The 15,585-nt window shown below is 48.7% G+C and carries 15 protein-coding genes and 1 riboswitch; of the genes, 9 read left to right on the forward strand and 6 right to left on the reverse strand.

Translation table 11 applies throughout. From position 1 onward, the window contains the following. Positions 1-2: 2 nt before the first annotated feature. Positions 3-563, reverse strand: coding sequence for a 1,6-anhydro-N-acetylmuramyl-L-alanine amidase AmpD (gene ampD / locus EGC76_RS06095; protein ID WP_128352124.1), 561 nt, complete (start codon positions 561-563; stop codon positions 3-5). Positions 564-804: 241 nt separating this feature from the next. Here ampD and EGC76_RS06100 point away from each other — a divergent pair, with 241 nt between their 5' ends. The 8 genes from EGC76_RS06100 to zapD all read left to right on the forward strand — a co-directional run bounded on the left by EGC76_RS06100 (position 805) and on the right by zapD (position 8,628). Next, positions 805-1,389 carry a sigma factor-like helix-turn-helix DNA-binding protein gene (locus tag EGC76_RS06100; RefSeq protein ID WP_128352125.1) on the forward strand — a complete coding sequence of 195 codons (585 nt, stop codon included), beginning with the start codon at positions 805-807 and terminating at the stop codon, positions 1,387-1,389. A gap of 87 nt (positions 1,390-1,476) precedes the next feature. Further along, positions 1,477-2,343, forward strand: a complete 867-nt coding sequence (gene nadC / locus EGC76_RS06105; RefSeq protein ID WP_128352126.1) for a carboxylating nicotinate-nucleotide diphosphorylase — start codon at positions 1,477-1,479, stop codon at positions 2,341-2,343. Between the two features lie 106 nt (positions 2,344-2,449). Further along, a riboswitch (cyclic di-GMP riboswitch) is annotated at positions 2,450-2,556 on the forward strand. 192 nt (positions 2,557-2,748) lie between these two features. Continuing rightward, positions 2,749-3,270, forward strand: coding sequence for a pilin (locus tag EGC76_RS12045; RefSeq protein WP_128352127.1), 522 nt, complete (start codon positions 2,749-2,751; stop codon positions 3,268-3,270). Positions 3,271-3,371: 101 nt separating this feature from the next. Beyond that, positions 3,372-5,069, forward strand: a complete 1,698-nt coding sequence (gene pilB / locus EGC76_RS06115) for a type IV-A pilus assembly ATPase PilB (RefSeq protein ID WP_128352128.1) — start codon at positions 3,372-3,374, stop codon at positions 5,067-5,069. Between the two features lie 54 nt (positions 5,070-5,123). Continuing rightward, positions 5,124-6,350 carry a type II secretion system F family protein gene (locus EGC76_RS06120; protein ID WP_128352129.1) on the forward strand — a complete coding sequence of 409 codons (1,227 nt, stop codon included), beginning with the start codon at positions 5,124-5,126 and terminating at the stop codon, positions 6,348-6,350. 1 nt (position 6,351) lies between these two features. Further along, a complete protein-coding gene (locus EGC76_RS06125) occupies positions 6,352-7,221 on the forward strand; it encodes a prepilin peptidase (RefSeq protein ID WP_246013915.1) in 870 nt (289 codons plus the stop codon). Beyond that, positions 7,221-7,832, forward strand: a complete 612-nt coding sequence (gene coaE / locus EGC76_RS06130; protein ID WP_128352354.1) for a dephospho-CoA kinase — start codon at positions 7,221-7,223, stop codon at positions 7,830-7,832. Before EGC76_RS06125 ends, coaE begins: the two co-directional genes overlap by 1 nt. Before the next feature lie 31 nt (positions 7,833-7,863). Continuing rightward, on the forward strand, positions 7,864-8,628 hold the full coding sequence (zapD, locus tag EGC76_RS06135) for a cell division protein ZapD (RefSeq protein ID WP_164876806.1): 765 nt from the start codon (positions 7,864-7,866) through the stop codon (positions 8,626-8,628). 13 nt (positions 8,629-8,641) lie between these two features. On the opposite strand, the gene mutT is transcribed toward zapD, so the two are convergent. From mutT to EGC76_RS06150, 3 genes are read right to left on the reverse strand one after another with little or no spacing between them, the layout of a single operon-like run. Further along, complete coding sequence (mutT, locus tag EGC76_RS06140) at positions 8,642-9,040, reverse strand: 8-oxo-dGTP diphosphatase MutT (RefSeq protein ID WP_128352131.1); 399 nt, start codon at positions 9,038-9,040, stop codon at positions 8,642-8,644. Beyond that, positions 9,027-11,726, reverse strand: a complete 2,700-nt coding sequence (gene secA, locus EGC76_RS06145) for a preprotein translocase subunit SecA (RefSeq protein ID WP_128352132.1) — start codon at positions 11,724-11,726, stop codon at positions 9,027-9,029. The genes mutT and secA overlap by 14 nt, the downstream gene beginning before the upstream one ends. 36 nt (positions 11,727-11,762) lie before the next feature. Further along, positions 11,763-12,695, reverse strand: a complete 933-nt coding sequence (locus EGC76_RS06150; RefSeq protein WP_128352133.1) for a M23 family metallopeptidase — start codon at positions 12,693-12,695, stop codon at positions 11,763-11,765. A gap of 29 nt (positions 12,696-12,724) precedes the next feature. Here EGC76_RS06150 and EGC76_RS06155 point away from each other — a divergent pair, with 29 nt between their 5' ends. Further along, on the forward strand, positions 12,725-13,201 hold the full coding sequence (locus EGC76_RS06155) for a DciA family protein (RefSeq protein ID WP_128352134.1): 477 nt from the start codon (positions 12,725-12,727) through the stop codon (positions 13,199-13,201). A 133-nt stretch (positions 13,202-13,334) separates the two neighbouring features. Here EGC76_RS06155 and lpxC read toward each other — a convergent pair whose 3' ends face one another. Continuing rightward, on the reverse strand, positions 13,335-14,249 hold the full coding sequence (gene lpxC, locus EGC76_RS06160; RefSeq protein WP_128352135.1) for a UDP-3-O-acyl-N-acetylglucosamine deacetylase: 915 nt from the start codon (positions 14,247-14,249) through the stop codon (positions 13,335-13,337). Between the two features lie 89 nt (positions 14,250-14,338). Beyond that, positions 14,339-15,562 carry a cell division protein FtsZ gene (gene ftsZ / locus EGC76_RS06165; RefSeq protein WP_128352136.1) on the reverse strand — a complete coding sequence of 408 codons (1,224 nt, stop codon included), beginning with the start codon at positions 15,560-15,562 and terminating at the stop codon, positions 14,339-14,341. Positions 15,563-15,585: the final 23 nt, after the last annotated feature.

Consider the following 15,585-nt stretch of genomic DNA (forward strand, 5'->3'; position numbering starts at 1 on the left):
GCTTATACCTTCTTACTGAGCAATTGGTGGAACCGCTGCCAGTCAAATGCTGGGCCTGGGTCGGTTTTGCGCACTGGCGCAATGTGTTCGTGCCCTACTATACGACGCCGCGTTAAGCCCGGGTAGTATTCGATGAGTTGTCGGGCCACTTCAGCGAGGCGCTGGTACTGTTCATTAGTGTAGGGCTGGTGGTCTGTTCCCTCAAGCTCTATTCCAATTGTGAAGTCGTTACAGCGGCGGCGGCCGCAATAGTGCGAGCGACCAGCATGCCATGCACGACGATGAAACGGCACATATTGAATCAACTCACCGTCGCGGCGAATTAAGCAATGCGCGGAAACACGCAGCCCCTCAAGCACAGCGAAGTCTGGATGCGCGCTGGTATCCAATGTTCCCATAAACAAGTCGTCGATATACGGCCCGCCGAATTCGCCAGCAGGCAGACTAATGCCATGCACCACCAACACGCTGATGTCGTTCGCGTCGGGGCGTTCGTCGGCGTGGGGCGATTCGCGGTGCTGAGCCTGTGGTAGCCAGCCGTTGTTGATGTTCGGTGTTGTCATGTGTGTGACTTCTTGTGCCTCGTTGTGTCTCGTTAACTAACCACAGCTAACCAATGCGGTGCTGAGCAACAGCTAACACCATAGTTTTATCTTCAGTAATTTTATAGGCTTTTTCTAAATCAGATGTAAATTCAAGGCAAAGTAACGTACCGATTAGATTGATTTTACTGTAATTAAATTTGATTACTTTTATTTATGTAATTATATTTAATTACTAATAGCAATCGAGGGAGCATCCGCCATGACGTCCAGAAGCGCAGTGTTGACCGGCGAAGTCGTCGATTTTCCAAAGAATAGCTCCCAAAGCAGTCGGCACTTAAGTGCGCACATTGAACTAGGGCTGCGGTTACTTCATGACTATGTCCCATTTTCCTATGATGTGTTTCGCGGCAAACACTTTGTTATTCAAACGGCGCAAGCAAGTCATGCGCTTGATATTGCCATGCTGTTACGGTTATTTCTTAAATCAAAGCAACAGCACGATGAATGGGATGTACGAATTGGGGTTGGGTTAACCGAAGACTTATCGAACCAAGCACTGGCGTCTTTAAAGAAAGACCGGCTTATGGTTCTAACCGGAAGCCCCAGCACAGATGACCGGTTAAGATTAACAACCAAGTTTGCTGATACGTTGCTTTCGCAGTTAACGTCCACCCAAGCTCAGGTACTCAGCTATTACCTGAGATTTATGCCGATAACCCATCAAGATTTAGCGGATAAACTGAATAAGTCACGTGTAAATGTCACGCAGATACTTAATAGCACGCATTATAAGTTGTTCGAATTGTATCTCACTGAAGCAAGGCAACTATTGGCAACGGATTAATAATTAGCAACTTTCTTGTGAGAAACGTCCCACAGCCCTACAATATGCCACATTGAGTAATGATCACCGTACACAAAAGGCACATGCATGGACACTCGAGTAGACCCTACTTTATTGGCAGCAGACCGCGAACAAATGGTGCAGCGCGCCCTGCAAGAAGACTTAAACGGACTCTCTGCTGATTTAGACATTACCGCGCAACTGATACCTGCCACCGAACAAGCACGTGCCACTATTATTACCCGTGACGATGCCGTGGTGTGCGGCGTTGATTGGGTGAACGAAGTGTTTAAGCAGCTGGGCAGTACCGTTACAGTAAACTGGTTGGTGGCCGATGGCGATGTGGTTGATGCCGACTCGGTACTCTGTGAACTGGAGGGGCCCGCCCGTATCATTCTAACCGGCGAGCGCACTGCACTTAATTTTCTGCAGACGTTATCGGCCGTCGCAACCACCACTGCACATTATGTTCGGCATTTAGAAGGTAGCGAAACGCGGTTGCTGGATACCCGCAAAACCGTTCCTGGGTTGCGTACAGCATTAAAGTACGCCGTAGTATGTGGCGGCGGCTTTAACCACCGTATTGGGCTGTACGATGCCTACCTTATTAAGGAAAACCACATCATGGCATGTGGCGGTATAGCGCAAGCAATTGGTAAAGCTCGCGAACTAAATCCAGGTAAGCCCGTCGAAGTAGAAGTCGAGAATTTAGACGAATATAATGATGCTCTGCGCGCTGGGGCAGACATAATTATGCTCGATAACTTCCCTTTACATGATATTTACACGGCAGTAGAGCAACGTGCTGGCTCTACACGCCTAGAAGTGTCCGGCAACATTACTGATAAGCGCTTGACTGAGTTAGCATTAACTGGCGTGGATTACATTTCATCCGGAGCTTTAACAAAAAACATACAGGCTGTTGACCTTTCTTTAAGATTTCAAAAACTTTAACTATTGACGAATTAAATTGATCTGCTATGTTTTAGAGGCAATGCGCAACTAAAAGCCCCCACTGTCGAATGAAAAGACAGGAATGGTGGTTCTTAGGTGCCAGGCATGCTTTAAAAGGCAAAGCTACTGAGAGGTAGTGACGCAAAACCTCCGGTCCAACTGGTATGGGCGGCTTTATAGCCAACCAAATTAGCGGATAGCGGGGCTGCAGGCTAAAGTCTGGTGGATGAAGTAGCTTTCCGATGTTATGTCGATAAAGCAAAAACCACTTGTTCTTTCGGCTGATGCAGATGACTTGTTGTGGTTGTTTTTTGTGACCATCCAAGTGCTGATGTGCATCTGGATGCTACTTAGACAGACACAACAACAACTAATAAGTTCGAAATTACTTTCGGGAGATATTTCATGAAAGCGCAAGTACAAAAAGGTTTTACCTTAATCGAATTGATGATCGTTGTTGCGATCATTGGTATCTTGGCAGCTGTAGCAATTCCAATGTACAGCGACTACACCCAACGTGCTAAAGCTTCTACTGGTTTAGCTGCATTGGCTAACTACAAAACTACTGTAGCTATGTGCTATCAGACTTACGGTGCGTTAACGAACTGTAATGCAACGACTGGTGATACTACAGTGACAAACGCTGACGGTACATCTTCAACAGTACCAGGTACGCCGACGCCAATTCCACCAGCAATCACCGACGCTGACAATGTCAACGGTGTAACATCTGCAGATGTTCAAGGTGGTCTGATAACGGCCACTTTAAAAGCAGTTGATGTTGATGGAAACCCAATCCAGGTAAGCATCCAACCTACTGCTTCAACGGGTGGTGGTGTTCTAACATGGACTATCGGATGCTCAGATTTTAGCAAAGGCTCTCGAGTTGATGGTTGTTCAGCTGCTACTCAGGCTCCTGCAGCTTAATTAACGTAGTCTATTGTTGATTCGTTGACTGAACTTGTATGAGGCCTCAAACATGAATTGTGTTTGAGGCCTCTGATTATGCGTATTCTTAGGTAGAAACCATGCTGCACCACTCCCTCGCGGCTTTGCTGCTGCGTGACAAACTCATTCCTGAAGATAAGCTCACCCGTTGCAGTGAGTATGCTTGGGAAAATAAGCTTCCTTTTAGTGCCTGCTTAATTGAGCAAAAGCTTATTTCGCCAAGCGAACTTGCCAACTTTTGTTACCTCGAGTCCAACGCGCCCTGGCTTGATCTCGACGCTTTTAACGCCGATTACATACCTCAAGAATTCATCAACGAACGTTTAATTCGTAAGAACCACGCGATTCCGCTCTACCTGCGCGGCAATGTACTTTATGTGGCTGTTTCTGATCCAACTCGGATTGAAACGCTCGATGAATTCCAGTTCCGTACACGTATGCAAACGGAAGCGGTGCTCGTTGAAGAAAGCAAACTGCAAAAACTGATTGATACGGTGCTGGAAAACGACTCTTCGGCGCTGGGTGTTACAGCCGAAGATGAACAAGAACTTCGCGATATCGATGCCACGGATGAGCGCCAGGATGACACCGGTGCGGTATCAGCAGACGTAAAAAATGACGCGCCCATTGTTATTTACATCAACAAGATGTTGTTGGATGCCATTAAACGCGGTGCCTCGGATTTGCACTTCGAACCCTATGAGCAGGAATATCGGGTGCGCTTTCGTATCGATGGCGTGTTGCATGAAATTGCCAAACCACCTGTGCAGCTAGCAGGCCGCATCGCAGCGCGGTTAAAAGTTATGTCGCAGCTTGATATTGCCGAGCGCCGACTGCCCCAAGATGGACGTATAAAACTTAAACTTTCCAAACATAAAGCCATAGATTTCCGGGTTAGCTCATTGCCGACTTTGTACGGCGAGAAAATTGTATTGCGGATACTTGATGCCGCAGCTGCCATGATCGGTATCGAATCACTCGGTTATGAACCTGATCAGCAAAAGCTTTATGAAGAAGCACTAGAAAAGCCGCAGGGCATGATTCTGGTTACCGGCCCAACGGGTTCAGGTAAAACCGTATCACTGTATACAGGCCTCAATATTCTTAATACCCCCGAACGCAATATTTCTACCGCCGAAGACCCTGTAGAAATTAACTTAATGGGGATTAACCAGGTTCAGATTAACGTCAAAGCCGGTTTGGGTTTTGCCGATGCGCTGCGCTCGTTTTTGCGGCAAGACCCTGACGTGGTCATGGTGGGTGAGGTACGTGACTTAGAAACAGCAGAAATTGCGATTAAAGCGGCGCAAACGGGTCACTTGGTGCTATCTACGTTGCACACAAACTCAGCCGCTGAAACACTGACTCGTCTCATGAACATGGGCGTGCCGGCGTATAATATTGCGGGCTCAGTGACACTGATTATTGCGCAGCGACTGGCGCGACGCCTCTGCGGCCATTGCAAGGAAGAAGAAAAACTGCCAAAAGAAGAGATGCTGCGCCAGGGTTTTAGTGAAGAACAGATAAAAACTGCCACTGTTTATAAAGCAGTAGGTTGCGATCAGTGCACGAACGGTTATAAAGGTCGTACAGGTGTATACGAGGTAATGCCGATTACACCCAACATCGCAGACCTTATAATGACCGGTTCATCGTCGTTGGATATTGCCAAACAAGCACGCAAAGATGGTATTAATTCTTTGCGCGAGTCGGCATTACTTAAGGTTGCCAAGGGCACCATTAGCTTGATTGAAGCGAACCGCGTGACCAACTTCTAATTCGACTTACCAGAAGAATAAACAAAATAATAATCAGAATAAGTAGGTGCAGTAATGGCAAAAAAACCTCAGACCATGAAAGAAATCACCGAGTTTGCCTGGACTGGTATCAACAGGCGCGGACAGAAAGTTAAAGGCGTACTGCGCGCCGATAGCGACCGCATGGTGCGTACCAAGCTGCGCGCCCAAGGCGTAATGCCGAAAAGCGTGAAGAAAAAGGGTAAGCCGTTACTGGGCGATAAAAAGATTGTTGGTGCTGATATTGCTTTATTTACTCGCCAAATTGCCACCATGCTTGCTGCTGGTGTGCCGCTATTGCAGTCATTGGAAATGGTGGCGAAAGGTGTTGAGAAAGTCAAAGTTCGTAACCTCATGCTCACGATTGCCAACGATGTCGCTGCAGGCTCACCGTTAGCTGGTGCTTTGCGCAAACACCCAGACGTATTTGATAGTTTGTATTGTGATTTAGTTGATTCCGGCGAGCAGTCCGGTTCACTCGAAACCATCTTTGATCGTGTCGCCACGTACCGGGAAAAGTCCGAACAATTGAAGGCGAAAATCAAGAAAGCTTTGGTTTATCCAGCCTCTGTTATCGTGGTCGCAATTGCCGTAACAATTATTTTGCTGGTATTCGTGGTACCACAGTTTGAGGCGGTGTTTAAAGACTTCGGTGCTGAACTGCCCGCCATGACCCAATTTGTGGTGACCTTATCGGAAATCGTCCAAGCCTACTTTTTATACGTTATCGCTGGATTTATCGTCGCTGCTTGGTTGTTCAAACGGGCCTATAGTAAAAGCCAAGCATTGCGCGACAAGGTGGATAAATACTCCTTAAAAATTCCGGTTATCAAAGAGATTTTGAATAAGGCTGCGGTAGCCCGTTTTGCCCGTACGTTGTCGACCACTTTTGCCGCTGGTGTGCCGCTGATTAGCGCACTTGATTCAGCCGCCGGTGCTTCTGGCAATGCTGTCTATCGCGACGCGATTTTCCGCATCCGCGATGAAGTAACTTCGGGCATGCAAATGAATACGGCCATGCAATCGCAGGATTTGTTCCCGACCCTAGCCGAACAGATGGTTTTTATCGGCGAAGAATCCGGTTCATTGGACGACATGCTTGCGAAAGTTGCCGATATTTACGAACGTGAAGTTGACGACTTAGTCGATAACCTGACCGCTCTGCTCGAACCAATGATCATGGTTGTTATCGGGGTGCTGGTAGGTGGTTTGATTGTCGCCATGTACTTGCCTATCTTTTCACTCGGTAAGGTGGTCAGCTAACGTGGATATTATCTTTGATTATCCAGCGCATACCTGGTGGGTTACGGTGTTCGGGTTACTTTTAGGCTTAGTGGTTGGCAGTTTTTTAAATGTGGTGATTGGCCGTTTCCCGGTCATGATGCAACGCCAATGGCAACGTGAGTGCGCCGAAGTAACCGGTGTAACCCCGTCGGAGCAACACGAACCCTTTAACCTTGCCAAACCGAATTCGCATTGCCCTAAGTGTAAGTCACCCATCAAATGGTACGACAACATTCCGGTTATCAGTTGGTTGTTGTTGCGCGCCAAATGCCGCAGTTGTGGCACGCATATTTCTGCACGTTACCCGCTGATTGAACTGCTCACGGGAATCGTCTTTGCGCTGATTGTGTGGAACCTTGGGTTCACCTTCACCACCTTTGTGTACTTATTTTTGGCGTGTTTGCTAATTAGCATGTTCTTTATTGATGCCGACCACATGCTGCTGCCGGATCAAATGACCTACCTGATGCTTTGGACTGGCTTAGGCTTTGCGGTTTACAGCGGGCATATTCCGCTTCAAGATGCGGTGATTGGTGCCATAGCCGGCTATCTGGCTCTCTGGAGCGTCTACTGGGCGTTTAAACTGGTAACAGGGAAGGAAGGTATGGGCTACGGCGATTTTAAGCTGCTAGCGGCCTTTGGCGCTTGGCACGGCTACCAGTTATTGCCGGTGACGATTATCGCAGCTGCGGCAAGCGGCGCAGTTATCGGTATTGTTTGGCAGCAAATCAACCGTAACAAGCAAGGCCAACCCATACCTTTTGGTCCGTTTCTAATTTGCGGTGGTGTTATTGCCATGTTGTGGGGTGAGCAACTACTTCGCGGCTACCTTAATTGGGTTCATGGCTAATGTTTGTGGTGGGTGTTACCGGCGGCATTGGTAGCGGCAAAACCACCGTCACCGACTTGTTTAAAGCGCACGGAATTACCATTGTCGACGCCGACGTGATTGCCCGCCATATTATGGATACTGGCAGCCCCGCTTTAGCGGCTGTCGAACAGCGCTTCGGCACCGAAGCGTTGCATGATAACGGCAGCTTAAATCGGGCGTGGCTACGCGAACGCATTTTTAATCACCCCGAAGACAAGCAATGGCTGAATGACCTCACTCACCCGCTTATTCGCGAGCAGTTGCTGCGCGAACTCGAAGCTGCCACGTCGCCCTACGTGATTCTCTCGGCGCCATTGCTGGTGGAAAATCGGTTAACTTCACTTTGTGATCGGGTGCTGGTTGTTGATGTCAGTGAAGCCACACAAATTGAACGAACGCTTATGCGCGATGATGTTTCCAAAGCGCAGGTGCAGGCTATTATTGAGGCTCAAGCAACACGCCAACAACGCTTGGATGCTGCCGACAATGTTATCCACAATGATGGCGACCGAAGCCTTCTTGTTAACCAAGTTGAGAAATTGCACGAAATTTACCTGCGTTTAGCAGATACCAATACGCCAAGTGATTGAAAGTTCGCTGTAAGCAGCTATGATAGAGACCATGAATAACAATAATAATACGGCGACTATTGAATACGAGTACCCGCTACTTGAGCGGGTGCGCACTTATTTGCGCCTGGAGCATATTGTACATGCTCTGCAACCCAACACCCCTGTTAGCCAGCAGAATTTCACCCGATATTTTAGCGCATTATTTTCCGTGCTCGATTTGTGCGAGCGCAGCGACGTGCGCACCGATGTACAAAAAGATTTAGAACGGCGCAAAGCCCAGTTGAAAATTTGGGCTGAACACCCGGATGTGAATCAACAACAACTGCAAGAAACCATGCAGCGGGTTGGTGATGCGCTGCAGGCTATTCAGCCAATGAGTCGCGTGGGCAGTAACCTTAAGCAAGACCGCTTACTTAGTGCAATTCGTCAGCGGTTCGCGATGCCCGGTGGCACCTGCAATTTTGACGTGCCACAGCTGCATTTTTGGCTGCACCAACCGCAGGAAGTGCGCGATGCAGACACGAACCGTTGGTGGTCTGAACTTGACGTGCTGGTAAATGGTTTGCTGCTGGAATTGGAGCTGATGCGTGGCCAAGCCCGCTTTCAAACCGCGAGTGCTCCCAATGGATTATTGCAAGAAAGCACCGAACCGTTGAGTTTGCTGCGTATTCGTGTGGCGGCAGACTTGCCCGCCTACCCGGTTATTTCTGGGCATAAACAACGCTTTAGTATTCGCTTTTTGCGCTATGAACCGGTGAACGGAAAAGCCTCGTACGATCAGAACGTGGAATTTGAACTCGCGCTCTGCCCTTAACGCTCTAGCCGCGCTATAACGTTAACAACCGCTCAATAATGGCTTCGTTGGCTGCTGGAAATGGGTACGCCTCAAGCTGATGCACAGGCACCCAAGCCCACTCCTGCCCTTCTTTTTGCTGCACAGCACCACGAAACGCAGTCACCATCCACACGTCCAGAAGCACCTGTTTATCGGGGTAATCGAATTGAATAGCAGTTAACGGTGAGGCGGCATCCACCGTGATATTACATTCTTCATGCAACTCACGGCACAATGCACTGTAAACATCTTCGTCGGCTTCGACTTTGCCGCCGGGAAACTCCCACTTATTGCCCTGATGCAAATGAGCGTGACGACGGCTAATGAACACATCACCGTTGGTGTTTTGAATGACACCAACGGCAACATGTACGCGTTTAGATTTTGCCATGGCACTGTTTAAATTTCTTACCTGAACCACATGGGCATGGGTCATTGCGGCCAACTTGCTTGGCTGAACTGGCTTGTGCCGGAGCTTCGCTGGTACCACTGGTTGGCGCACCTTCGTGCTGATATTCCTTTTGCTGTGACGCTTCTGCAGCACGACGTTTAGCTTCAACCGCTTCTACGTCTTCTTCTGCACGCACGCGCACTTTGCTTAGAATGGTCACCACTTCTAGCTTCAATGCTTCAAGCATTTCGGCAAAGAGTTCAAAAGCTTCACGCTTATATTCTTGTTTCGGGTTCTTCTGCGCATAACCACGCAAGTGGATACCTTGACGCAGATGATCCATCGCCGCAAGATGCTCTTTCCAATGCATATCAAGGCTTTGCAGCATGATGGTTTTCTCGAACTGACGAATTACTTGCTCGCCAACCATCTGTTCTTTGTCGCGGTAGGCTTTAACCAGCTCATCAAGAATTCGCTCACGCAATACTTCTTCGTGCAATTTGTCGTCTTCATCTAACCATTGCTTAATTGGCAACGGTAGGGCGAAGTCGGCACGCAAGCGCTCTTCTAATCCGTCGAGATCCCACATTTCCAGCAATGACTGCGGCGGAATGTATTCGCTGATCACGCGATCAATCACATCGGCGCGAATCACTTCGATGGTTTCTGAAATATCGCCTTCGTCGAGCAGTTCGTTGCGTTGCTCGTACACCACTTTACGCTGGTCATTGGCAACATCATCGTATTCAAGCAATTGTTTACGGATATCGAAGTTGCGGCCTTCAACTTTGCGTTGCGCGTTTTCGATAGCGCGGCTGACCCACGGATGCTCAATAGCTTCACCTGGCTTCATGCCAAGACGCTTCATCATGGTCGCCATGCGCTCCGATGCAAACATGCGCATCAAGGCATCTTCAAGCGATAAGTAGAAGCGTGACGAACCTGGGTCACCCTGACGGCCTGAACGACCACGTAACTGGTTATCGATACGGCGTGATTCATGACGCTCGGTACCAATAATATGCAAGCCACCAGCTTCTATGACCGCGTCGTGACGTTTCTGCCACTCGGCTTTCACTTCTTCAATTTTTTCTGGGCTCGGGTCTTTCAGCTCAGCAATTTCAGTTTGTAAGTTGCCGCCCAATACAATGTCGGTACCGCGGCCAGCCATGTTGGTGGCGATAGTGATTGCACCTGGCATACCCGCTTGCGCAACAATTTCAGCTTCACTGGCGTGAAATTTTGCGTTCAGTACTTTGTGCGGAATCTTTTTCTTCTTCAGTAACTTCGACAGCAGCTCTGAGGTTTCAATTGAAATGGTACCCACCAACGCTGGGCGTTTGGCAGCACGGCATTCTTCAATATCGGCCACAATGGCGTCATATTTTTCTTCAGCAGTAATAAAGATCAAGTCTGCACGGTCATCACGAATCATCGGCCGGTTGGTTGGAATCACCACTGTTTCCAAGCCATAAATAGACTGGAACTCGAACGCTTCCGTATCGGCAGTACCTGTCATACCTGCCAGCTTGGTGTACAAGCGGAAGAAGTTCTGGAAGGTAATTGATGCCAAGGTTTGGTTTTCGTTTTGAATTTTAACGCCTTCTTTGGCTTCAATGGCTTGGTGCAAGCCTTCTGACCAACGACGCCCTTCCATGGTACGACCGGTGTGTTCATCAACAATGATGATTTGGTCGTCTTTGACAATGTAGTCGACGTCTTTTTGGAACAAGTGATGCGCACGTAACGCTGCGTTGACGTGGTGCAGCAGGGTAATATTTGCCGCAGAGAACAAAGAGTCGTCTTCGGCCAACATGCCACGTTCTTTTAGAATTTCTTCCACGTGCTCTTGACCGTGTTCGGTCATGTGTACTTGCTTAGACTTTTCATCAATGGTGAAGTCACCCACACCGCGCTCTTCTTCGGTGTCTTCTTTTTCCTGACGCTCTAGCAACGGTACAATGTCATTCATTTTCATGTACATTTCTGAGCTGTCTTCGGCGGCACCTGAGATGATCAACGGGGTACGCGCTTCGTCAATCAAGATGGAATCCACCTCATCGACAATTGCATAGTTCAATTCACGCTGCACGCGCTCTTGTGGGCTGAACGCCATGTTGTCGCGCAGATAGTCGAAGCCAAATTCGTTGTTGGTGCCGTAGGTAATGTCGGCTGCATAAGCTTCACGCTTCGCCTGCGGGTTCATACCTGGAATATTGAAAGCAACACTAAGGCCTAGGAATTCAAACAAAGGACGGTTGGTTTCGGCATCGCGGCGCGCCAAATAGTCGTTTACGGTAACAATATGAACGCCTTTACCAGAAAGTGCATTCAGGTAGGCTGACAAGGTGGCGGTAAGGGTTTTACCTTCACCGGTACGCATTTCGGCAATGCGGTTGTCGTTCAAAATCATACCGCCCACCAACTGCACGTCGAAGTGGCGCATTTTAAACACCCGCTTCGATGCTTCGCGCACGGTGGCAAAGGCTTCGACAAGTAGGTCGTCTAACTTTTGGCCTTGCTCGACACGCTGCTTAAATTCAACGGTTTTTTGTTTGAGTTCTTCGTCGCTAAGTGCTTCAAATTCAGGTTCAAGCGCATTAATTTGCTGAACCTTTTTTTGTAAACCTTTAAGAATGCGATCGTTGCGGCTACCAAATACCTTGCGGAATAAACTACCTAACATGTGAATCTAATTTCCTGTTGTAGCAATCACTCGGCTTTAGTCAGCCGAGCGATAGACATATTTGTATGGGTCGATTTGACGGTTATTACGTAACACTTCGTAGTGCACATGCGGCCCTGTTGAGCGCCCTGTGCTACCGATAAGAGCGATTTGCTGCCCCCGTGTTACCACGTCACCTTCTTTGACTAACAGCTCTTTGCTGTGGCCGTAGCGGGTTTTTAAACCGCCCCCATGGTCAATTTCGATTAACTTGCCATAACCTGAGCGCTCACCAGCCCAGGTTACAACGCCAGCACCCGTCGCATAAACACCGGCACCTTCTTCAAGGCTCGCGAAGTCTAAGCCTTTGTGCATTGCGGGGCGACTATTAAACGGGTCTTTACGAATTCCGTATTGCGACGACAGCCAACCAGACTCAATTGGACGCCCGGCAATGTAGCTCTCTGCTGAGATATGGTGACTCATCATCACAGACTCAAGGAGTGCAAGCTGTTTTTGTTTGCTGGAAAGCTCACCGAGCATGCCTTCGATTTGGTCGATGACATCGCGGCCATCTACTTTTGGCGCATCGATGATTGAGGCCTCGGGGCCACCCATGACTTCAACCAGGGGTTCGTCAAAGGCGAACTCACCGTTATCTAAATCAGCGACCGAGGCTAAACGTTGCCCTAAGGCATCTAAACGGCGTAACTGTGACTGCATCTCACCCAAATAGATGGTCATGGCAGTCAGTTTTTTCTCGGTCTCGTTTTTTAATTCGAGCACCGCCTGCTCTTGTGCAGCCAATGCCAGTTTTTCTTCTGTAATTTTTGCCCGCGCGCTATCTGGGTCTAACCCCTGATGCACCCACGGCTTCGTCACAGCAAGTACACCAAACGCAGCAAGGCCAGCCAGCGACAGGATACGTCGACGACTTAGCGCAAAACTGAATTTAACTTTGGTGCCTCGGTAGAAGACTGATAAACTCATGCAATCTCTCGCTGCTAATTATATATGTTATGGCACGAAAACGACCACGCGATATTCAACAACTGTTCGGCGGTCAGCGCTTACAGCGTTTTACTGACTTTACAGAGCAATACCAACGCTGGCAACAGCAATTGCAACAATGTTTTGATGCACTGCAGCTGTCGCCTTTATTGGCACATTGTAAAGTGGTGTCGGTTCGTGCGCACACCCTTGTGCTGGAAGCTTCATCAGCGGCCTTGGCCAATCGAATAAAGCTGCAGCAAAGCCGCATTATAACGCATTTTCAATCTGAATCTACGGGGCATATCTCGCGCCTTGAAGTTCAGGTGCGTCCACAAATGCGTACGCCTTTGGCGCAAAGCATGGCAAAACCCACGCAAGCTGTTCAAAAAACAGGCAATAACGATGATGAAACGGTTGCGAAATTACGTCAGCAGGCGGAGTTATGTGAGGAGCCGCTGCGCTCGCAGCTGCTCGCTTTAGCGGAGAAATACGAGAAAAACTAAAAGCAAAAGCGATATTAGCTATTGGATATTGGCGGAAACAAAAAGACCGCTTCCAGCCTCAGCGGTCTTCTCTAATATCTAATATCTAATATCTAATATCTAATATCTAATATCTAATATCGTACTTGCTTTTCTACGCCAGCGACGGTGTGGCGAAGGCGATTGGCGCGCTTTCTGCTTCAGCTTCGAAGGTGACGAACTCCCACGCTTCTTGATTCTGCAATACCGCACGCAACAATTGATTGTTCAGCGCATGGCCTGATTTGAATGCACGTAAGTTACCTAAAATTGCGTAACCGCCCATGTATAAATCACCAATCGCATCTAAAATTTTATGCTTGACGAACTCGTCGTCGTAACGCAAACCGTCGTTATTCAGAATACGGAATTCATCCAATACCACGGCGTTGTCGAAGCTGCCGCCTAACGCAAGGTTATTAGCGCGCAGCATTTCGATGTCTTTCATGAAGCCGAAAGTGCGTGCACGACTGATTTCTTTAATAAAATTACTGCTATTAAAGTCAATGCTTAGCACTTGCCCGGTATCGGCAATGGCCGGATGGTCGAAGTCGATGGCAAAGTCGATACGGAACCCATTATGGGGTAGTAGTTCCGCCCACTTGTCATCTTCTTCAACACGAATCGGCTGTTTAATCTTAATAAACTTTTTCGCTGCGCCTTGCTCTTCAATTCCCGCGCTCTGCAGCAGGTATACAAAGGGGTGTGAGCTACCATCCATGATCGGGATTTCATGGCTATCAACTTCAATGATCAGGTTATCGATGCCCATCGCCGCAACCGCCGCAAGCAAGTGCTCCACGGTTGATACGCGAACGTTGTCATCGTTGATCAGACAGGTACACATACGCGTATCCCGCACTAACTCAGCGTTAGCAGGAATATCTACAGCAGGGTTTAAATCTACGCGGCGAAACACCAGACCTGTATTCGCAGGTGCTGGTCGCAGCGTAAGCTGAACCTTGTTGCCTTTATGCAAACCAACACCAGTGGTTGCAATCGGCTGCTTGATTGTACGTTGTTTAATCATGTCTGCTCTTCTTCTCATCAAGTCTTTTGACCAGCAAAAGGCGCAATAGTTTAACGGATTATCTAAAAAACCGCAAGAAAACGAGGTTCCTAATCGACTTGACGGCGTAAAAATGCCGGGATGTCGAGATAATCCATGTCTTTGCCTTGATTTGCCTGAGGTTTCGCCGTCGGCTTGCTTGCTACCGGTTCGGCTTCCATGGACTCTTCGTCAGCTTCTGGTTCAATGTTGCGTGCAGTTGCAGTATTGCCATAACTGCCGCCACTGCTGGTGTTGCTACCACTGCTTCGGCTGCCGTAACTTGGTGCAGGCTCACGACGGTTCACTAATGCGATGTCGGGCTTACGCTCGCCACCAATGCCCGTTGCAACCACAGTGACACGCAACTCTTCAGACATGTCCATGTCAATGACAGTACCGACGATGACGGTTGCATTCTCAGATACAAACCCTTTCACAACGTTACCGACAATTTCAAATTCTTCCATGCTCAAGTCCATGCCAGCGGTGATGTTCAACAACACACCACGTGCACCAGACAGGTCGATGTCTTCCAACAGCGGGCTGTTGATGGCCATCTCTGCCGCTTCTTGAGCGCGGTCTTCGCCGCGTGCGACGCCGGTACCCATCATGGCAGTACCCATCTCACGCATTACCGCACGTACGTCTGCAAAGTCGACGTTGATCAGGCCGTCGCGGGTAATTAAGTCTGAAATACCTTGTACAGCCCCTAATAATACGTCGTTTGCCTTAGCAAAAGCATCAAGCAGGCTGGTACCTTTACCTAAAACTTTCAAAAGCTTTTCATTAGGAATGGTAATTAGCGAGTCAACGTTGCGCGCTAATTGTTCAATACCTTCTTTGGCTGCAGCCATGCGACGTTGGCCTTCGAATGGGAATGGTTTGGTTACCACTGCCACGGTCAAAATGCCCAGTTCGCGTGCCACTTCGGCAACAACAGGTGCAGCACCCGTTCCGGTGCCACCGCCCATACCGGCAGCAATGAATACCATATCAGCGCCTTGCAGATGCTTGCGAATTTCGTCGCGCGCTTCTTCTGCGGCCTGACGGCCAACTTCTGGATTCGCGCCAGCACCAAGCCCTTTGGTGATGTCGGTGCCCAGTTGAATGGTTGCGTGAGCGCCATGATTGCGCAACGCCTGCGCATCGGTGTTGGCAACAATAAATTGCACACCTTCAATGGACTCGCTAATCATATGTTTGACAGCGTTACCGCCGCCGCCTCCGACGCCAATGACCTTAATCACTGCGTCCGAATCAAAGTTGTCGACTACTTCGAATACTTCAGACATGTTGTTTCTCCTTATACCTGCTT

It is taken from the genome of Pseudidiomarina gelatinasegens (assembly GCF_004025325.1).
Taxonomy (GTDB): Bacteria; Pseudomonadota; Gammaproteobacteria; order Enterobacterales; family Alteromonadaceae; genus Pseudidiomarina; species Pseudidiomarina gelatinasegens.